The sequence below is a fragment of the Lysobacter tyrosinilyticus genome (assembly GCF_054779815.1).
In genome coordinates this window covers 142,544-162,620 of record NZ_BAAGXN010000013.1, presented here as the reverse complement: position 1 = coordinate 162,620, position 20,077 = coordinate 142,544, and the positions used below count along the sequence as shown (strand labels likewise).

Annotated in this window: 16 protein-coding genes; 5 read left to right on the top strand and 11 right to left on the bottom strand. The window is 62.3% G+C overall.

Translation table 11 applies throughout. The annotated features are described in order from the left end of the window. Positions 1–332: 332 nt before the first annotated feature. Positions 333–1,826, top strand: a complete 1,494-nt coding sequence (locus ACYVGK_RS15400) for a serine hydrolase domain-containing protein (RefSeq protein WP_460735268.1) — start codon at positions 333–335, stop codon at positions 1,824–1,826. Between the two features lie 111 nt (positions 1,827–1,937). Here ACYVGK_RS15400 and ACYVGK_RS15395 read toward each other — a convergent pair whose 3' ends face one another. From ACYVGK_RS15395 to ACYVGK_RS15380, 4 genes are read right to left on the bottom strand one after another with little or no spacing between them, the layout of a single operon-like run. After that, entirely contained in the window at positions 1,938–2,945 is a 1,008-nt protein-coding gene (locus ACYVGK_RS15395) for a DUF2268 domain-containing putative Zn-dependent protease (RefSeq protein ID WP_460735266.1), read from the bottom strand. A 45-nt stretch (positions 2,946–2,990) separates the two neighbouring features. Further along, positions 2,991–3,680: a DUF6058 family natural product biosynthesis protein gene (locus tag ACYVGK_RS15390; RefSeq protein ID WP_460735264.1), complete on the bottom strand. Its 690-nt coding sequence runs from the start codon at positions 3,678–3,680 to the stop codon at positions 2,991–2,993. A gap of 35 nt (positions 3,681–3,715) precedes the next feature. Then, entirely contained in the window at positions 3,716–4,519 is an 804-nt protein-coding gene (locus tag ACYVGK_RS15385; protein ID WP_460735262.1) for an SDR family NAD(P)-dependent oxidoreductase, read from the bottom strand. Further along, positions 4,509–4,802 carry a VOC family protein gene (locus ACYVGK_RS15380; protein WP_460735260.1) on the bottom strand — a complete coding sequence of 98 codons (294 nt, stop codon included), beginning with the start codon at positions 4,800–4,802 and terminating at the stop codon, positions 4,509–4,511. Before ACYVGK_RS15380 ends, ACYVGK_RS15385 begins: the two co-directional genes overlap by 11 nt. Before the next feature lie 181 nt (positions 4,803–4,983). On the opposite strand from ACYVGK_RS15380, the gene ACYVGK_RS15375 reads away from it, so the two are divergent. After that, positions 4,984–5,940, top strand: coding sequence for a LysR family transcriptional regulator (locus ACYVGK_RS15375; RefSeq protein WP_460735258.1), 957 nt, complete (start codon positions 4,984–4,986; stop codon positions 5,938–5,940). 316 nt (positions 5,941–6,256) lie between these two features. Here ACYVGK_RS15375 and ACYVGK_RS15370 read toward each other — a convergent pair whose 3' ends face one another. The 6 genes from ACYVGK_RS15370 to ACYVGK_RS15345 all read right to left on the bottom strand — a co-directional run bounded on the left by ACYVGK_RS15370 (position 6,257) and on the right by ACYVGK_RS15345 (position 14,292). After that, entirely contained in the window at positions 6,257–7,666 is a 1,410-nt protein-coding gene (locus ACYVGK_RS15370; RefSeq protein WP_460735256.1) for a DUF1501 domain-containing protein, read from the bottom strand. 80 nt (positions 7,667–7,746) lie between these two features. Continuing rightward, positions 7,747–9,558 carry a DUF1800 domain-containing protein gene (locus ACYVGK_RS15365; protein ID WP_460735254.1) on the bottom strand — a complete coding sequence of 604 codons (1,812 nt, stop codon included), beginning with the start codon at positions 9,556–9,558 and terminating at the stop codon, positions 7,747–7,749. 553 nt (positions 9,559–10,111) lie between these two features. Then, positions 10,112–10,765, bottom strand: a complete 654-nt coding sequence (locus ACYVGK_RS15360) for a DUF1353 domain-containing protein (RefSeq protein ID WP_460735252.1) — start codon at positions 10,763–10,765, stop codon at positions 10,112–10,114. A gap of 15 nt (positions 10,766–10,780) precedes the next feature. After that, entirely contained in the window at positions 10,781–12,022 is a 1,242-nt protein-coding gene (locus ACYVGK_RS15355) for a hypothetical protein (RefSeq protein WP_460735250.1), read from the bottom strand. Next, positions 12,000–12,686: a hypothetical protein gene (locus tag ACYVGK_RS15350; RefSeq protein ID WP_460735248.1), complete on the bottom strand. Its 687-nt coding sequence runs from the start codon at positions 12,684–12,686 to the stop codon at positions 12,000–12,002. Before ACYVGK_RS15350 ends, ACYVGK_RS15355 begins: the two co-directional genes overlap by 23 nt. A 940-nt stretch (positions 12,687–13,626) precedes the next feature. Beyond that, positions 13,627–14,292, bottom strand: coding sequence for an alpha/beta hydrolase family protein (locus ACYVGK_RS15345; protein ID WP_460735246.1), 666 nt, complete (start codon positions 14,290–14,292; stop codon positions 13,627–13,629). A 398-nt stretch (positions 14,293–14,690) separates the two neighbouring features. Between ACYVGK_RS15345 and ACYVGK_RS15340 the strand changes: the two genes are divergently transcribed. The 3 genes from ACYVGK_RS15340 to ACYVGK_RS15330 all read left to right on the top strand — a co-directional run bounded on the left by ACYVGK_RS15340 (position 14,691) and on the right by ACYVGK_RS15330 (position 18,269). Continuing rightward, positions 14,691–15,857 (top strand): serine hydrolase domain-containing protein, encoded by a 1,167-nt coding sequence (locus ACYVGK_RS15340; protein ID WP_460735244.1) that lies wholly within the window; start codon positions 14,691–14,693, stop codon positions 15,855–15,857. Positions 15,858–16,019: 162 nt separating this feature from the next. Then, a complete protein-coding gene (locus ACYVGK_RS15335; RefSeq protein ID WP_460735242.1) occupies positions 16,020–16,394 on the top strand; it encodes a hypothetical protein in 375 nt (124 codons plus the stop codon). A 75-nt stretch (positions 16,395–16,469) separates the two neighbouring features. Continuing rightward, positions 16,470–18,269, top strand: coding sequence for an RICIN domain-containing protein (locus tag ACYVGK_RS15330; protein WP_460735240.1), 1,800 nt, complete (start codon positions 16,470–16,472; stop codon positions 18,267–18,269). Between the two features lie 271 nt (positions 18,270–18,540). Here the strand turns inward: ACYVGK_RS15330 and ACYVGK_RS15325 are convergent, their stop codons facing one another. After that, the gene (locus ACYVGK_RS15325; protein ID WP_460735238.1) at positions 18,541–19,743 is read right to left on the bottom strand and encodes a hypothetical protein; all 1,203 of its coding nucleotides are present in this window, start codon (positions 19,741–19,743) and stop codon (positions 18,541–18,543) included. Between the last annotated feature and the right edge of the window lie 334 nt (positions 19,744–20,077).

Genomic DNA, 20,077 nt, shown 5'->3' with positions numbered 1-20,077 from the left:
GCTGCTCTAGCGTGCTGCGTCTGAGTTCATCAGAAATTATCAATCTTGGCGTGTTCGTTCCGCTCGAATCGACTCCATCTTAATCGCCGATGCTCAACGTACTGAGCCGGGAGCACTTCGCTCCATAAGGGCGTTAGAGCGTTAGGCACCGCAAAAGCTAGGGACCGACGCGAGTCGAGGATAGGGCCTATTCGATGACATCCGTTGGAGCCAACTTCAACCGGTTTCGAAGTAGCGGCGCAGGTTGGTGAAAACAGTGGAAGGCGGTTCCAACCAAATCGCCTGGTCGTGCATCTGAGTCCGAGACCCTCATGGGGCGATGGCGACCTTTCATGAAGAACCACCCACTGCTGTCCTGCGTGACGCTCCTGCTCTGGAGCCTGTGTGCACAGGCTCAATCGCCATCGGCGATCGCTTCCGTCGAAACGACGCCGCGAGCGCTTCAAGCACGGATCACCAGGGTCGAGCAGGGACTCTCCACGCGGGTCGTGGTCAAGGGCTCGCCAGATCGGAAGATGGCCCTGACCGAGCGCATGGCTTTTCATCAGGTTCCAGCGGTCAGCATCGCCCTCATCAACAGGGGCCGGATCGAATGGGCGCGCGCCTATGGCGTGGCCGATATCGCCGACCAGCGGCCCGCGACCACGACGACGCTGTTCCAGGCCGGTTCGATCAGCAAGGCGCTCAGCGCCATGGGAGCCTTGCGCCTGGTCGAGCAAGGCCAGCTCTCGCTGGATGGGGACGCGAATCGCCAGCTCGTCTCGTGGAAGATTCCGCAGAACGAGTTCACCCAGCGTGGAGCGATCAGCCTGCGCATGTTGCTCAACCACGGCGCCGGCACCACGGTGCATGGCTTCAACGGTTATGCCCCTGGGCAAGCATTGCCGACGCTACTGCAGGTACTCGACGGTGCTGCGCCCGCGAACTCCGAGCCGGTCCGGGTCGACCTCGTCCCCGGAAGCGCGTGGCGCTACTCGGGCGGGGGTTACAGCATCGTCCAGCTGATGATGAGCGAAGCCAGTGGGCAGTCGTTCGATCAATACATGAAGACGGCGGTCCTGGACCCGATGGGGATGGACCAGAGCACGTTCGTCGCACCATTGCCACACATCTGGCGCGACCTGGCGGCCACGGCATACGACATCAGTGGCACGGCCGTCGCGGGTCAATGGCGCGTCTATCCGGAGTCCGCCGCTGCCGGCCTATGGAGCACGCCCAGCGACCTCGCGCGCGTGGTGCTCGAAGTTCAGCAGGCTGAAGCGGGCAAGTCCGACAAAGTCCTGTCACGCAGCATGACCTCGACCATGCTGACCCGTGGCTTGGGTGAGTACGGCTTGGGCTTCTTTGTCGAAGATCTGGGCGATCGCACCAGCTTCGGTCATAGCGGCGGCACTGAAGGGTTCCGCTCCCAGCTCTATGGCTACACCCACTCCGGTCAAGGCGCAGTGGTGATGACCAACAGCGACAACGGCGCTGCCCTGATCGACGAGATCCTGTGCAGCATCGCTGCAGAGTACGGCTGGCCCGAGCTCCATGTGATCGAGAAGACCGCGATTCCGGGCGACACAGTCATCAACAGACAGGTTGCGGGCGACTATCAGTTGGTGAACCTGCCCGCCCACATCGTCGCCGAAGGCGAACGCCTCTACTTCCAGAGCGAATTATTCGGCGCCAAGCGCATGGAGCTGTTCCCGGAATCGAAGACTGCGTTCTTCATGACGGCGCAGGACATGTCGATCCGTTTCGAACGGAGCGGAGAGGGTGCAGTCGTTGGATTCAACCTGGTGCGTGGGGCTAACACCTACCCGGCCACAAGGACCAAGTAAAGGAAGTCCCGGTCTCACGCAGCGCCGCAGATCAGAAGCAAGGGGGCCGGGTTCATTTTGCCGCATCGAGTGAATGAACCTGACCCTTAATCCGCGCGGCTTCTTTCCCCCTCATTCCGATTGTTGAGGGGATGCAGGCGATTGCTTCACCTTGATTACCTTCTTCCCCTCTGTTGCGCCTTCGGTAGCAGGCAGCTGCATGCCCGGCATCCATCCGCTCCTTGCCAGGAACGCTCGGGGATCATCCAGTTCGATGATCTCGCGCAGCGCGGCTTTCTTGTCCTTGGCGCGCAGGTAGTACGCCTTCGCGATGCGGTAGCCGACCCAGTAGCCGAGGTCATACGGTTCATCCGAACCGACGCGGTAGTTGTAGAGCCAGGCAGACAGATCCGTACTGTCCATGTCGCGCACGAACGCGCGCTCGATCTCCTCCTCCCTGCCCTGTGTCCATAGGGCGTGCCGCGCGTTCCCTACTCGGCCGGAGGTCAGCTCCGCGATTAACTCCGCGATGCCTTCGGTCAGCGAAACTCGAAGGACTGTCGCATCCGGAGCGCCGGCCTCGAAGTCCGTGAGCGACGCCGGTTGCTGGATGTGCCCGTACTCGTGGGCGATGACGTGGACGAAGCGGTCTTCGATATCCGGATTCATGAAATCCGCTGCGCACAGCGCTTCCAGGCCGATGGTGACGCCCGCAGGGTTGGTGATGCCGACCGGCCGTCCGCGGCCTACCACGATGGCTACCGGTGGAAATCGGGCCTGGGGATACAAATCCGCCAATTTCGCGAACGTCGACACCAGCCGATGTTCGACCGCGGGAAGCACGGCAAGGCAGTTCTTCGCCTTCGCGTACATCGCCGGATCGCTGTTCAAGCGCTCGGCAATGCTCTGCGCAGTGACGCGCCGCAGCTTGGCGAATTCGGCCAGACTCTGCGTGGCGTGGTCGAGGTAAACCGTCTGGATCTGTTCGACCGTCGGATGCCCCTGGGTGGCGTCATAGAGCGCATAGAAGCGCGTGACGTCATCGGTCAGGATTTGTGGTCCGTGGCGCGCGTCTGCCAGCGCAAGCGCGGGCATCAGCACGACGGTGATGAGGAAGAGCGAGCGCAGGTGTCTGTGCATGGGCATCGAAGGCGCAAGGAAGGGAGGAGGCTGGTGCGTGCCGCGCTACGACGCCAGTTTCTCGCGGAAGTCATCCACCAGCCGCTTGCGACTACTGCGGGCGTATTCCAGCGGGGAGAACGGCATCGATGCCTGCGCGTACTGCTCGATGAGCGCGCCGATGCGAGCCTTGCCGTCCGGAGAGGCCCACGTGGCTTCGTCGCTGCCCAGTTTGACGAGCGCTTCCTGCAGGACTTCCTTTCGCGCGATTGCCATTTCCGACGAGGGGTCTGCGACACAGAGACTGTAGATGCCGTCCAGGAACGCCTCCCATGCCTCCCGGGTACGCGCCTGGAGGCCTTCGGTGCGCGGCTGCCCCGTGTCGGTGAAGCAGTCGGGCAGGCGGAAGACGCTGCGATCGCATTCGCGCAAGGCCAGCGCGAAGTTGTCCTGGAAGCGCGCCTTCAAGGCGTGATGGGCCGGACCGGCACCGAGCCGTTCACGTGCCTCTACGGCGCGTGCGACCCAACTCGCGTTCGCGGGATGGAAGTAGTCACCCAGTGACGCATTACCCGCCAGGAATTCGCCGAAGGCCTTGGACAGCAGCGTGCCCTGCTCGGACACGGAGTACGAGGGCGCGGGCACCAGTCGCTCGTCGACGAGCCGGCGCAGGGCTTCGGGCTCCATCGCACAATCGGCCGACAACTGCGCGGTGGTGCGGTAGTAACGGTGAAGGTAGTTCGCGATGTCACTCATGACGTCAGTGCTGCTCTTGGTGATGAAACGGCGAGCTACAGCATTACCCGTCCACCGGCGACATCGAGCACGACGCCGGTAATCCAGGAAGACGCATCGCTCAACAGGAACAGCGCGGCCGCCGCGATGTCGTCCGGCGTACCCAGTCGGCCCAGGGGGAAGGCACGCACCATCTGCGTTTGCCGCTCCGCTGAAAGCGTCGCCTGTGTGCGTTCCGTCATCACCGCGGACGGAGAAATGCAGTTGACGCGCAAGCCAACGGGACCGGTCTCCTGCGCCAGGTGACGCGTGAGCATGATGACGCCGGCCTTCGCCGCGCCATAGCCCGCGGGGGCGCCGGACGCCATCCGGCCACCCGCGGACGCCATCGTCAGAATGCCGCCGCTTCCGCGCGCCAGCATGCCCGGCAGGAACGCCTTGAGGGTGAAGAAGGTGGAAGTGAGGTTGTTATCGATGCTGGAGCGCCAATCCAGCTCGGTGATGTCCTGTACCGGTACGGGTTTGCCGGTGCCACCGCCTGCGAACGCCAGCACGAAGTCCGGTGCACCCCAACGCGCATCGACCTCGTCCCGCAGGCGTTGGACCTGCGCCAGATCCGAACAGTCGGCGGCGACGGCGATCGCGTCCACGCCCAAGGCCTGAGCGGCGGACACCGTGGTCTGCAACGCCGCCGTGTCGCGCCCATTGATCGCCAGGCGAACGCCGTTGCGGGCCAATGCGAGACAGGTGGCCGCGCCGATGCCGCGCGAGCCACCGGTCACCACGGCGGTCTTCCCGCGCAGATCAGCGAAGACCGGAAGCGCGGCCGGGATGCCTGCAGCGGCCGTGTCAGGGCTCATGAATTCGCACCTCGATGTTGTGCCGATCAGGATCGTGGAAGTACAGCGCGTCCGCCCAACCACGCGCACCGAACTGCCGCGCAACCTCGCCGTCGCGAACGAACGGCGCGCCGCCGAAGACCACTCCGGAAGCCTGTAACCGCTCGCGCACGCGTTCGAACGTGCGCCGGTCGACGCTCAGCGCAACATGCATCGCATCCGTAGGCACTTCGGCCAACAGATCGAGCACGCTGTCGTGGTTGACGCGAAGCACCTCGAACGGCGGTGCGCTTTCGTGCTTCAACCCGAGAATCTGTTGATAGAAGCAGGAGGAGATGATCGATCCGCAACATGGTTGCCTCAGGTCAGGGTGCACGACGGCAGGGGGAGCGCGCGTCCTCGCATGGCAGTCTAAGCAGCGCCCAACGCTGACGCAGTCAACGATGTGGCATGCCCGTCATTCGAAACTGCATGGAAAGACCACGATGTCGATCAACTGGGATGACCTGAAAGTCGCGCTGGCCATCGTCCAACACGGCAACCTGAGCGCCGCCGCACGCGCGTTGGGCACGACCCAGCCCACGGTCGGTCGTCGACTCGAGGCATTGGAGCGGCAGCTGAAGGCGAAGCTGTTCGACCGCGAAGCGGGGGGACTGCGACCCACGGCATTGGCGCGATCGCTGACCGACGGCCTGGAGCAAATGGATGCCGGCGCGTTCTCCGTGCAAAGACAACTGGCGGCGCGCGACACCGGGCTAAGCGGCGAGATCCTGGTGACCAGCCTGGACTGGCTGGGAGACGAAGTGATCGCACCGATGCTGGCGCGGTTCGGCGCGCTGCATCCCGGCGTGCAGATTGAGCTGATCAACGAGACGCGGGTGTTCAATCTCGCCCGTCGCGAAGCGGATCTTGCCTTTCGCTTCGGATCGTTCGTGCAGGAAAACCTGATAGAGCGCCGCCTCGGCGAGGTCGCCTACGCGCTGTACGCCACCGAGGATTACCTGCAACGGCAAGGGACACCCGATGTCAGCGACGGATTCGACGGCCACCGGCTCGTCTATCTCGATCGTGCTGCGGGCGAAGTACCCCACGAAGCCTGGCTGGCGGCGGTAGCGCCGCGCGCGCACACGGTGGTGCGCGCCAACGGGTTGCGCGCCCACCTCGCGGCGGTGCGTGATGGCGTGGCCATGGCGGTCCTGCCCTGCCTGATTGCGGACCGGGAGCCGCGGCTGCGTCGCGTCGAATTGCCGAATGCAGCCCTGATGCGATGGGTGCGTCTGGGTTTTCATTCCGACATGCGCGAGAACCCGCGCATTCGCGCGCTGGTGGACCATGTCGTGCACGAGTTCGAGCGGTTGCGGGAACAGCTGAATCCGTCGTGGTCATGCAGCGCGTTGGGCCAATACCCGCCGCGCGGCCGAGCCCGAACCGGCGTGAGCTGACACCTCGCCACCGCTACACGAACGCGGCGCTGCCGCGTTCTTCCGCCCGGCAGATCCGGCTGTACGCTCGGTCTTCCTGCTTTTTCATGTCCGGAACCTTTTGCTTCGCCGCAGTGGAAACGAACTAGTATCCCGTCCCTCCCGGCTCGTTCCGTTCCCTACGTGCCCATCGAACGCCTTGGCATCAGCCCGAAGTTCAAGAAGCTTCGTCCGTATCTGAAGTGGTGGCCGGGAGGACCTGGCGGCGAAATGACGCAGGCGTTCGCGCATGCGGCTTCAAACGCTGCCCCCTGTTTTCTCGGTGCTACCAGGTTATTCAGTTGAAAAAGCCGAGATTGCGCGCGGAGAAATTGTTGAGATTTGGGAAGATCAAGTCGAGCTCGGTATCAGCTACGCCGAACCACCGCGCCAGGGTCGCGGAGTATTGGTCCACCGATGTGCTCGGGATGATCTGGCCCCAGGCTGCATCGTCGGGACCGTCGTTGATCAACTGCGGGAACGTGCCGTAGTAGCGGCCGCCGCGTACGGCACCGCCGAGCACGAAGTGGTGCGAGCCCCAGCCGTGGTCGGAGCCGTCGCCGTTGGACGAGAGCGTGCGGCCGAAATCGGACGCAGTGAAGGCGGTGACATTCTGGGCGACCTGGAGTTCGACCGTGGCGTTGTAGAACGCAGTCATTGCTTGTGCCAGCTCAGCCAGCATCACCGGGTGGTCAGTGAGTTGGCTATCGTGGGTATCAAAGCCACCCGCGGACACGAAGAACACCTGGCGCTTGAGTCCTAGTGCTTCGCGCGCCTGGATCAATTGCGCGACCATCTTCAGTTGGCTGCCCAGCGCGGTGGCCGGGAACGCGGTCTGGATCGGCGCGCTCGCGCTCGCCAATGCCGTGCGCACGTCGGTCGAATTGACATACGAGCGCTGGAACGCGGAAACGAATTCGCGCTCGATCGGATGGCGTTGGGTTGTGGCATTGGGATCGAACAGCGCCAGCAAAGCCGCTTCGCGCTCCGCACCTCCGGTGCCGCCGAACCGTTCGAACTTTCCGGGGCCGCCAGCACCCACGCCGTACGCGCTGGAATTCACGGCGCGCTGCAGCACATTGGTGCCGGACAACGCCATGTTCATCGGCAAGGTGGCGGCGGGATTCGCATCCTGCAGCAGGTCGGCGACCCGTCCGGCCCAACCAAGGTTGTTCGCATCGTCCGAACGCGAGGTCTGCCAATAGATCTGCTGGTCGTCGTGCGAGAACAACTGTGGTGGCAGCCGTACCGAGTTGTTCTGGTATTGCGCTTTGGTGACCGGTTCGACCAGCGTCCCGACATTGGCGACGATGGCCGCCTTGCCGGCATTGAACAGTTGCTGCAGGCCGGTGGTACCGACGGCGTCTTTGCTGCGAATCGCAGATTGCAAACCGTAGCTCACGCCGCCTGCCGGTACGCCACCCGGTTGTGGCTCGAGCGCGAGCAGCGCACTGCGCGGCAAGGCCAACGTGGCGCGGGTCGTCGCGTATTGCTGATAACTGGCGAGGTCGTAGGGCACGACGGTGTTCAACCCGTCATTGCCACCGTACAAAAACACGCAGACCAGCGCCCGGTAGTCGCTGAATGCATGCGTGCCGTAGCCCAGGGTGGCGGCCTGCAGCAGCTGCAGATTGCCGCATGCGGAGTACAGGCCCGCGCCACCGAGTGCGCCCAGGATGGTCTTGCGGAGAAAGTTGCGGCGATCCATGGCGTAGCCCTTGTCTGATTCGGTGCCGTGTCGTATCCGGGCCGCGTCTGCCAGCCCGGGCTTTTAGCGAAGGCCAGGCTTCACTTCTGAACGCTGTATTCGGGCGAGTTGAGAATTAGGTACAGGGCTTCCTGCACGCGTTGCGGGTTCTGGTTGCTGCCATCTATTCCGCTCAGATAGTCGAGCAAAGTGCTATGCATGGAGTCCGACATCTGCCCCGACATGAACAACACGTTGTATCGATCGACCAACTGCGTCGGATCTGCGGCGAGCTTGGCGTCGCGTGAGAGATCGATGAGCACGTCGGCCGGATTCGGATTGGGTCCGAGCACGTAGCTGAAGATGCGTTTGCCCAGATCGTTATTGGCGTCGATGATCTGGGTGTCGGTGGTGATCTCGAGTTCCGGCGCGACCATGCCCTGGCTGACCAGACCGCCGCTCGGCCGATAGTCAGGGTGGAAGAAGTTGAACACCGACTGCGCACGCAGCGGGGCCTGGCCGTAGTACAGCCAGAATCCGAGCGGGACGTTGTAGCGTCCGTTGCCAGCACGCGCGTCCAACGCGCGCCACAACTGGATCGGTACCAGCACCGGTTCGCGCAGCTTGCCGAAGCGGGGCGGGATGGCGGCCAGCGGCTGGCCGTTGTCATCGCGCAGTCGCGCTTCGTTGTCGAGCACAATGGCCCGGACCACCGCCGCAAGATCGCCGCGTACGCCGTGGCCGTTGTCGTTGAACACGCTGGCCACGCGGGCGATGTAGGCCGGGCTCGGATTGCTGGTCACCATGCGCTGAATCAGCTGCTCGACGATGAACGGCCCGACATTGGGATGGTTGAAGATGTTGTCGAGCGCGGCCGTCATTTCCGCCCGGGCATCGCCGCCGTGCAAGAGAACGCCATTCGTCAGGGCAACGCCGGGGTAAGTCAGCAGTTGCTTGTCGGTGGTGGTGTCGTGGTAGCTCTCGAACGGCGCCATCGGCTGCCGCCAGTCCGGCGCGGGGTCGTTGTCGTTGCCACCGCCACAACTATTGAAGTAACCCAGCCGACAGTGCGCGAAGTTCCAACCCGTGAACACGTGGGCGAAGCCGCGCACTGTGTTCTGGTTGTAGCTCGGGATCGGTTGGCCGTTGGACAACTGGGGGCTGCCATCGAGATTGAGTTGCACCTGGCCGACCGAGAACAACTGCATGATTTCGCGTGCGTAGTTTTCATCCGGCCGGAGATTCTTGGCTGCGTTCGACTTCTGGTTGCCCAGCATGGACAGGTAAGCGCCCATCACCGGATGGACGGTGACGTCTTCGAGCAGCGTGCGGAAGTTGCCGAAGGCGTCGCGCGTCAGGGTGTCGTAGTAGTGACTCATCGCGCGTGGCTGGTTCCATAGTACGGCGGGCGCGTCCGATACAACGAATATTTCCGACAACGCGAATGCAACGCGCTGACGCAGCTGATCGTTGTGCACTATCTGGGGATCGACCGGATCGGGACCGCCCATCGCCATCAGCAGCCAGGCTTCCAACCGGTGGCTGATGCGGGCGCGTTCCGTCGTCCCGATCAGTTTGTCGATGTAGGGAAGTTCGTAGGACGGTGCGACGGCGAACTGCTCATCCAGCCAGGCGTCGTAGCCGACAGCGCGCAGGTGCTGGATGTCGGCGAGTGTGGGCCCGAAGGTCGTCTGGGCGAGAAAGCGTGCCGCCTGAGCGTCGTCGATGGGCCCGACAGTATTGAGGTCGGCGGCGCTTTGCGACGTCACCAAAGGATGATCGACGGTTTGGGCGGACGCGCCCGGCGCCGACACCGGACCTGGCGCGAATCTGCCCAGCGCAAACACGCTTGCCGCAACCAGCACCACGCAGCACACGGCGCGCGCATTTACACGAACCCAGTCCGCCACCATGAATCTCCCTCCTGCTCGGTTGCCCGCATCGCGTTCGATGCCGGGGGACGTCCTGTCGCCACTGCTCTGGCAAGCGCTGCATCCATCGATCGCCATACATGCAGTTGGCGATGTGGGTGCCTTAGACACCGCAAAAGCTAAGGCCCCGACGCGAGTCGTGGAAAGGTCCTATTCGATGAAATTCGGTGGAGCCAATTTCAACCCGGGAAGCAAAGAGGGCCAGGTTCATTAGCCGCGCTGAGTAAATGATTCCGACCCCTTTATTGGGTGCAACCCGGAGCTGGTGCATCCGCTGACCGAAAAGCTGGTGCATCGGGAAGCAAAGGGGTCAGGTTCATTTGTCGCACCGATCAAATGAACCTGACCCCATTATTCGGCCGAACCGGCGTGAGCTGACACCCGCCACCGCTACACGAACGCGGCGCGGCCGCGTTCTTCCGCCCGGCAGATCCGGCTGCACGCCCGGTCTGCCGGCTATTTCATGTTCGGAGTCCCCAGGTTTGCCGGCCCTTCCCAAAGGAAGGACTCCGGCTGATTTTCCCCAAGACCTTTTTTAGTGCAGCAAAACGCCCGGCTTCTTCTTCCACACCGCCCAAGTCTCGACGGGATCTTCCGGATATTTGCGCAACACGCGCTTTTCACCGGAGGTGCGCAGCTGGCGATTTGAGCGCCAGGCAAATTCGCCAGCGGCCCGCACTGCGGCGTGGACCGCAACAACAGTCGCCGCGGGGACCTTGAAGTCTTGCATTGCGAACTTGAAGATCAGGTCGGCCTCCTCTCGACTGCGCTCCTGGAACCAATAGAGGTAGTCGTGGATGATCGCTGCATACGCATATCTCCCGTCCGTTGGGAAGATTCCCCAAAACAGACGGGGAATGCTTGCGAAGTCCGTAACGAACCCCGCCGGAACGCGCACCGGCTTGTGCGCTTCCTGCCCGGAGTTTGGGCTCCATTGAATGTCATCTGTGATGAAATACATTCTGTCGGCAAACCGACCCAGGTGCAGGGCGCCGGTAGCTGCCGAGAACACATTGGTCTTCTTTAGCCAGTCGTCCGCTGCGTCCGTGTCGGCGCACCAATCCTTGGACTGCTGTGACTTGTCGCAGCCATGAGTTTCTGGGCCGGCTGCCCGAGCACTTCGCCCGGACAAGCCCATCAAGCAGATCGCGCTGATCGAGGCCACCACTGATCTTCGTGAAGTGTCCATCCCATTTCTCCTCAGTCATTCTGATTGCAGCCGACTACGAACCAGTATTTCGGCATCCTTACCTAGCTGCCGTATGAATCTACGAGCTTGCGATGAGATTCGCTGGCATTCTCCGATGGCCACCACACCTATGCCGACATCGCCCTGGTCGCTGCTTGCCGTCGCGCCTGGGCCTGCCGCATAAAGGAAGGCGACATATCCGCCTTCTCCTCCATCGGAGCAAATCCCCCGATGCGGCATCATCATCAGCCTCATCTTTGGCTTCGTTTTCGTCGCCATCAGCCCCTTGTATCCGTACGGGATTTTCTCTCGAAACATTTCCGATAGATCATCCGCATTCATCGCTCTCCCAAGGCTAGAGGACGAATCGACCTCTTCAAACCCTTCGTCTTCGAGACCTTCCCCTATGACTTCGTAGATTTCATTAATTAGGGTGGTTAGGTTTGACGCCGCTGGCGCGCGATACCGTTTTGTGACTTCAAAACTTGTGGAGTCGAAGTACCATGGCAAGGGCAAACGCCCTAGAGATTTTTTCATCTCCGCTTCAAATTGCGTGTCCTGGTCGACGTCCAAAAGCCAGCTTCGGCCAATGACATCTGAACTTCCTTGCATATTCGAAGTGTCGCCTCCGACAAAGTAGTAGATGTACTCCAAGGCACCTGGTGCATTACCGGTTAGCGAAGGATCGATCGATGCGAACGCATGCATCACATACGACGATATCGGCGCTCCCTCCAGCGCGGCGATAAATCCGAACTCGAATTTTGAAATTCCCACCAGTAGCGTCGAGTGGACCGTCGACTGTGCTGGTCCGACATCCCCTCGATAGAGGGGACATTTTTCGGCTTCCAGCCCATAGCTCACTGCTGCCGCACTGTTTTCCGGTCCATACCTGGCCTTGAAAGATCGAAGATCGGATAGCTTTGCGGGACGCACGCAGACAAGACTGGTGGCACCTTTGGTAAGCACGGTGCAGCCGAACCCGTCCAACAGCGGTTGATCGCTCCAGTCCTGAAAGCAAAGTTGACCAAAGCCAGCCGCTCTGTCCTGCATCATTTTTTCAAGCGGAGCTCGCGGTGGCAGACAGCGCCGTCCCGGAACGCGTGTGACAGCCTTTACAGCCTCAAACGCACTGGCGACGTCGTTGCACGCATTGAGCTTGTCGAGACGGACTTGCGCGAAGACTGGAGCGCTCGCCGCTGCCAGGAGCAATCCAAGCACGCTAACGCCCTTGCTACATTCCATCGATGTCGTCATACATCACGTCCATGAAGTAGCTGGAAGCTATGCGAACGTCCGGCACATCTTCCGAGAACGGGAAGTGCAGGCCAAAGCGGAAGGCAGCTGATCGCTGCGCCGGCGTTCCGTGTGCGTCGTATGCGCGTTCTCGATAGAGGCCCGTCAACTTGATGTTGTTTTGAAATTCTCCCCAGGGACGTTGACTTAGCTTTTCTCTAAAGACTATGCCGGTGACAAAGTCCGCGCCCAATTCAATCTTCAACGGGCTTCGCGCTTGTCTTAGTGCGTCCTTTCCTCCGGCGATCTGCATCTGCATGACGTGTGCGAGCTCATGCGTTATGGGCGCCAAGTACCGATCATCTATTTCCGCCGGATAGGTAATCAGGTACCCCGGTCTGCTTCCGCTCGCTGGGTCAATGTCTGCAGCATAGAGCGCGCCTTTGCATCCGTTGAAGCGCACCGCACTCGGCTCGATCGATAAGTAGTCCATCACCTGCCTGACCTGCTCAGATCGTGACAGCTTCAGCGGATCTCCCGGATCGCAGACGACTATCGGCAGGTTGTCCGCCCCTGTAGTCATGGCTCGCAGACAGGCGTCCCTATTGCCGGCGTCGGCGCCGAAGCAAAGGACCACTAACATCGCGATCAATGTCGATCGCGCAGCAGCAGGGCGTGTACTCATGGCCCCCTCCGAGTTCGGTCAGATGCACACGCCCTGCCACGCCATTCCGCCCATCTGGCAGGGGATACCGCAAGACCGTGGCTGCGCGTATCCGCTTTTGCATCGCGGATGTGGCTGGCGAAGGCTTGGATCTACCGGTCCCCAGCAACCACATTCGCCAACGGGCGTACCGCGGCGCAACGCCCCCCTGGACATTGCCCCCCCGCCCTCGTCGGGGCGTGAATCCGTGCCCGGATCCGCCTCCCCAGACTCCAGGACGTCCTGCACATCTTGTTTGTTCATCTCGCAAAGACGCGCTATGGCTGCGACCGTCTTGCCACGGCTGGCCATCCGCTCGATGCTCGACGCACTGCATTCGGCGTATGCCGCTGGAGCAATTAGCAAGGCGCTGGCGATGACCGCGCAGCAGGCGGCCCTTAAGGCGTTCCGGGACATACCCCTTTCCTCCTTGATTAGCCCTGTCTGTGGCGGTAGCGACGTCCGTCGCCATGCTCGGCCAGTGCTTAATGTTCGGCTCAAAAGATTCTTGGAAATACTCACCTAGTTGGGTGAGGTCCCTGGCCGGGAGACTCCCGCCCATGGTTGCGCGTCGACTTTTCGGTCGACGGTTGGACCCGATGGGGTTGAGAGTTCGAGTTTTCAGGGTTGGGGGCTGGAGCTTGTTGCGCGCCGCCACCGCTACACGAACGCGGCGCTGCCGCGTTCTTCCGCCCGTCAGATCCGGCTGTACGCTCGGTCTGCCGGCTTTTTCATGTCCGGCGTCCGCACGTTCGCCGATCCTTCCCGTTAGGCCGCAGAGTCCTTCGGTCAGGCGGTCCGATCCTTTGCTCAAGACTCCAGATCTGTGGAGAAGGTATCGGCGCTCTTATGGAAGGACGCTAGGGGATTTCGGGGTTGCCGCTTTTGGTGACTGCGCGCTTCCGCGCCCGGCCACCCGAGGTCACTGTCGACCCTGTTTCACCGTTGTTGAACCATCAGCGTCGGTACGGTGCACCCAGTCAAGCACTGGGTCGACCCATGCCGCGAGCGGCATATAGAACGCGCCATGCGACTTGCCGGTGGAGATCCTGATCTCGTCGAATGACTGCGGGTGCTCCGGCTGATCCGCAAGGGGCTTGCAACTCCCCGCAAGCGTATCGCTCGCCTCATAGACCGAGAACACCTGGCCGGTAAGGCGGAGCTGCGTGGGGACAGGGCCGGCAGGACAAGCCGCCAGCAGCACAAAGCGGACCTGCGGCCGCCGCAGAAAGCTGGAAACGCGTGTTGCGATTCCACCGCCTTTGGAGAAGCCGGCAACCACTATGTTCCCGGGCGGAACGCCGCGAACAATCAGCTCTTCGACTTGAGCGACGACCACGCCAGCGTATTTGTTCATGTCGGTTTCGGGCGGGCGCTGCGCCGAAATGACTACGGCTCCACGAGAGGAGAGCGCCTCCAGTACAGCGGGGTAGTCATAGAGCCCGAAACGCGGATCGGTGGGGCGCGGGCCAGCGTTTTCTATGATTCGCCCATGCAGGTAGATCACATAGGTCTTTGCGGGCTCAGGGGATTCGGGCACGTCGGTATAGACGATGCCTGCACGAGCCGGGGCTGCGACGGCGAGCATGAGAAGAAGCCAAGCTTTCAACGAACTCTCCACGGCGGCGGACTCTTCTTACCTGGCGCCCGAAAGCGCGACTGTCGGATGTTCGAGCGCCCACCATCGCGGGTCAAGGAACCCACACTTGCTGACTTGTTCTTCCTCAGCCATTCGAGGCAATCGGAAAAAAGTCGACTCTGACCCCGTTTTTCCAAACCGGGTCTTTATCCTCCGCGATCGTGGCACTGCGCAGGCACGGCGCTCGTCGGTGCGATGACATGACTTGCGGCCCGCGCGACTGGATGTTCCGGGGCCCAGCATGGGAAGCACGCGACTGGTGCGCATTGCGCGCAACGCACAGCCGCAATGGAAACGAGCCAGGGCATGCCTCTGGCTCTTCGAACGCCCACTCATCGGAGATCCACTTGAACTATCCCGCGCGCGCGACCTTCTTCCGTGTCGCCCTCTTCTCACTGTTGCTGCTCCAGGCCCCGGTTTCGGTGCAGGCCGCTCCCGCCAGCGCGCAGACCCCGGACACCATCGACCTCGATGCGATCCTGGACAAGGCCATGCAGGGGACCGCGACGCCTGCACTCGGTGCGCTGGTTATGCGCGACGACAAGGTCGTCCAGCAATCCGTGCGCGGCGTGCGCCGCAACGATCGACCGGAGAATGTACTCGTCGATGACCTCTGGCTGATCGGCTCTACCGGCAAACCGATGACCGTTGCCATGATCGCCAGGCTCGTCGACCGCGGCGTGCTGTCCTGGGACGCACCGCTGGCGAAGATGCTTCCCGAGCTTGCCGAATCGATGCGGCCGGAATACCGGTCGGTGACGCTGGCGCAGCTGCTGTCGCATCGCTCGGGCTTGCCGGAGAACATCCGCGACCTCAAGTTCCTCGACACGTTCTTTGCCGATGTGCGCCCGCTGCCGCAGCAACGCCTCGCGTTCATCACCGCCGCGCTGAAGGATGAGCCGGTTGCCACGCCAGGCTCCGAATTCGTCTACTGCAACACCGGCTTTCTCATCGCCGCCGTCATTGCCGAGCGCACCACGGGTACGGACTTCGAGGAACTGATGCGTCGCGAAGTCTTCCAGCCGCTGGGAATGACCAGCGTTGGCTTCGGCCCGACGCCCGCGGGCCAAACGCTGGGCCACCGCGGCGGCAAGCCGGTGACCACGGCGATGAAGACCTCCGATGACGGCGTGCCGATGATGTACACGGCCGCCGGCAACCTGCATATGAGCCTGAGCGACTGGGCCCGATTCTGCCTGGATCAACTCGCCGGCAGCCAAGGTCGCGGCAAGCTGCTGACGCCTGCCTCGTACCAGCTCATGCAGACAGCTCAACCCAACAGCCCGTCCGGAATGGATTGGGGCGTGCAGCCTTCGATCGCGGGACGCCAGGGGCCCGTGCTCGTGCACGGCGGCTCCGACGGCAACTGGCTCGCCTGGGCGGTGTTGTTTCCCCAAGCCGGCACCGGCGCACTGGTCGTTGCCAATGCCACCGACGACATGGGCGGCGACAAGGCGACGAAGATCGTGTTGGGGACGTTGTTTCCGAGCTTGAGCCCGGCGATCGCCAAGTAGCGGCGGGAACGACACGGACACTGCGCCGAGATAGAGGATCAGGTTCGTTTACTGCATCAAGTAAATGGACCTGACCCCTTTATCGTTCCGGGGTCACTGTCGCGACGGCCAAGTCGAGTGGTACGGTCCGGCGGTCACGGAGGACATAGGGGGTGTCCGGAGATGACCACGCTACGCTTTTGGCTGTTGGCCGCCGCACTCTATGCGCCTATGGCGAGCGCCAACGATACGACACCGTTCCAGTGCGAACGCCTGACGATCGCGAAGACCCGAAGCTGGGTCGCGCCGATCCTTCGCGACTTCTGTGAGAAGCAGGAAGCCAGCAATGGCCAGACGATGGCCAAGCTGCTCGGCAAGCCTCGTCCTTCCACCCAGGTGTACTTGCTTCCGAATTACGGAAGCCCAGAAGCCAAGCGCGCAGGACTGGCATGCGTAGGCGGTACCGCGATGCGGAAGCTCGCCAACGGATGGGAACAACTGCGGGATCGACAGCACAACTGGGTGAGGTGCCGGGACCTTGAGGAAAGTGCGTCCTGACCCCCGTTTTCCTTACCCCCTGCTTCCCCCTTGGGTCGCCCTTGACCCGTCAACTACGCCCACACGGAGGTTCCCATGGCTTTCACCCCCCTTCCCAACAGCCACTACTACCTGGTCGCCGAACACAGCGGCAAGGTGTTGGAGGTCAAGGACGCCTCGCACGCCGACGGTGCGATCATCCAGCAGAACGCGGCCAAACCATTTGCCGAGTCGACGCACCAGCAGTTCACCTTCAACGACGGCGGCGAGCGAATCTACGTGCTGCGAGTGAAGCATTCGCAGAAGGTGATCGACATCGCCGGGGGTTCCAAGGACGACCGCATCGCCGTGCAACAGTACGGCTGGCATGGCGTGGACCATGAGCGCTTCCGCATCATCGATGCCGGCGACGGCTGCGTCTTCCTCGAGGCCGTGCACAGCGGCAAGGTGCTGGAGGTGTACGGCGAGGAGAAGGGCGACGAGAAGCCCGTGCTGCAGTACCACAACCACTACAGCGGCAAGAACAAGCACCAGCGCTTCCGCCCGGTGCTGGCCGAAGAAGGCTTCGCGCCGTCGTCGCTGCCGGGCTTCACCAGCCCCAGCCAGATCGTGCGCGACGTGACGCTCGGCATTACCGGACTGATCCCGACGGCCGGTGGCGCGATCAAGGGCGTGGTCGGAATGCTGTGGCCGGACGCCGGCCCGAGCCTGATCTGGAACCAGGTCATGCGCTACATCGAAAGCTACGTGGAGAGCCGCCTGGAGGAGGTGCGCATCACCGCGCTGCGCAACACCATCGAAGGCGCGAAGGCGAACCTGCGCACCTTCGTCGACCTCGTGCCCGGCACGGAGAAGGCCACCAAGCTGGTGTCCACCATCACCGCCCTCAACCAGGTCGACCGCCCCTTCTTCGACATCCACTCCGCCGAACGCACACTCAGCTACCTGGTCACGATCGGCACGATCAAGCTCACCCTGCTGCAGGAAGCCGCGCGTTACTACGCCGATATCGCCAAGCAGACCGACGACCCCAACAAGGCCGTGCACATGAAGGAACTGCGCGACGGCATCGCCGAATACACCCGCGCCGCCAAAGCCTTCCGCGCCGCCGCGATGAAGGCGCGCGTCGACAGGATCGGGCGCGACTTCCGAGTCATTCCGGTCGGTCGCGAGTACCACGACTTCACCCACTCGGTGACCCTGAAGGACGGCGCCGACGGCCGCGAGATGCAGATTTACAGCAACCGCAACGGCAATACCGAGGAAACCAAGAACAAGCTGTGGAACATCCGCAAGGCGCTGGTGGAGGCGCAGTTCGGGGCGCAGTTGGATGCGATCCTCGCGCCGTCGCTGCTATGGGGCGCATTCGACCCGGACAAGCCGCGGCCGACGTCGAAGACCGTGAAGGCCAACGTCGGCCCATGGGGCTCCGTGCACGATCCCATCGCCCTGGCCGACGGCAAGGGCATCGCCAGAATCGAGCTATGGGCCGACGCCCAACTGCGCGGCATCCGCATCACCAACCGCTCCGCCGAGAGGCACATGGTCGGCGCCGAGCTCGGCACGTACTGCGGTTCGCTGGATCTGGCCGCAGACGAGTACATCGTTGGGGTGTACGGCAGCGCTTACTACTACGTGCATTCGCTGTTCGTGGAGACCAACTTCGGGCGGCGGCTGGGTGGGGGGAATTTCCATCAGGCTTATCGGTTTCAGGCCGATTTGCCGCCTGAACTTTCCGCGCGCTTGGTCGATATCACGGCGTCGGGTGGGCCGAAGAACGTGGATAGCATTCGGCTTGATTGGGAGTACGCGTTGCAGGGGGAGTATCCGGTGCTGCTGACCGAGGCGGTTGATGAAGGTGATGAAGCCGAACGTCTGGCGGATGAGCTCCAGTGAGTCAGCTCCCCGTGTCGCTGCGCACCAGTTGCTCGGGGTGACCGAATAGTGAAAAGGGGCCAGAGGGAATTGACGCTTCAAGCGCAAATTCACTCTGGCCCCATTCTCCCGAAGGACGCTGCGGGATCCCGGGATTGCCGCTTTGGGCGACCGCGAATAAATGAACCTGACCCCTTTATCCCGAGCTTGAGCCCGGCGATCACCAAGTAGCGGCGCGAACTAAGAAAGGGGTCAGGTTCGAGCATGAACCTGACCCCCTGCCATGGCTGGCTTACGCAGCGCGCTGGTTGCAGTAGGTCACCACGTCGACTGAAGTGCCTGAAGCGAGTGCGCTTTGGACCTGGGCCTGGCTCATGCCGTATTGCAGTTGAGCGTTATTCGCCTGGACGTTGAGCACCAGCGTACCGGCCTGGCCATACGCCAGCTGCCACTCGTGAAGCGCCTGGGCCAGATCCTGCTGCACCTTGGTGAAGGAAGCGGACGACGCATCCTGCGTCGCATGCTGCACATCTGCAATCGCAGCGTTGACCTCCGTCTCCAGCGTCTGCCACTCCTGGAGGATGGCCAGAAGCGTGGGCCCAAGGGCCTGCGTGGCTTGCGCGAACTGCGTGTACTGCTGCGCCAGAATCTGCAGGGTGGCCACATCAGCCGTCAGGCCGGTAATGGCCGACTGGTCCGCAGCGATCTTGTCCTTGTCGGCCTTGATCTGGATCGCATCCAGCGCGATGTAGGTGGTAGCCACGGCGACGGCCGGCCCCAGTACGATCCAGGTGAGCGCTCCAATCGGCCAGGCGGCGATTGTGGCGATGGTGCCCAGTGTGATCGCGGCACCATCGGCAATGCCCAAGCCGATGATGGCAGCGGTAAGCGAGCTGATATCGCTTTCCAGCTTGGCGATGTCCGCCTTGAGCGTATTGATCTTGGTCATGTCCGCTTGCGCCGCTTGCGCGGAGCTGTCTGCGATCGACTGCAGATTGGAAGCCAGACTGGGCATGGTGTTGTTGAAGTTCTGGATCGCGGAAACCGCGCCAGCAATGAACGTCACCACCAGATTGAGGGTACGCGATACGGTCGCAAGATCCGTGTTGAGCGCGCCGAGCGCGATCTGATTCTGCGGATTCTGTACCAGCAGGGTCGCCTGCGCCTGCGCATCCTGCAACGCAGCCGTGATGGTGGGGTTATAGCCCTGGACGTCCTGAGGCACGGTAAGCAGCCGTGCCATCACCGTATTGGTCCAGCTGAGGGCCACCGTCTTGCCCTGCGTGTAAGCGGTGACGAACTGATCCCAATCAGGAGGATTCTGATTCAAGGTCGGGAGATTGGACGAGAAGATACTCGTCATCAGCTGCGTCACCGTGGCTACGTTCTGCTGATACTGGTTGGTGGTAGCCACCAATGTCGGCTTGCTGAAGCGGATGACGTGGGAAAGGGTCTTGCTGCCGGAACGAGCACTGCCTGCGTTGGAACGTACCATGATGATGAGCTCCTTCTCTGCGTGTGGTTGATGGTCTTAAAAAGCGTGCATCACTTGCGACACGAGGCCACGACATGGCCTTCCTCTGGGATCCTTCCAAGGTCGCGCGAGCATACGTGTCGCTGGGCACGGCCCAGATCAGGCCGTACAACAACAAGTTATGGATTTCGCCCCCTGCAGACGGACCCCCAAGCGATCATCCACATTGCATGTGTGCAGCACTTGTGAAGGAGTCGGCCGGATCTCGCCAGAGTCAAGCCGCATCGTTGACGGAGTTGCCCGGGTCCTACCACCAAGTGACAGAAAGATGACGCGTCGGCTCACCAAGTACTGC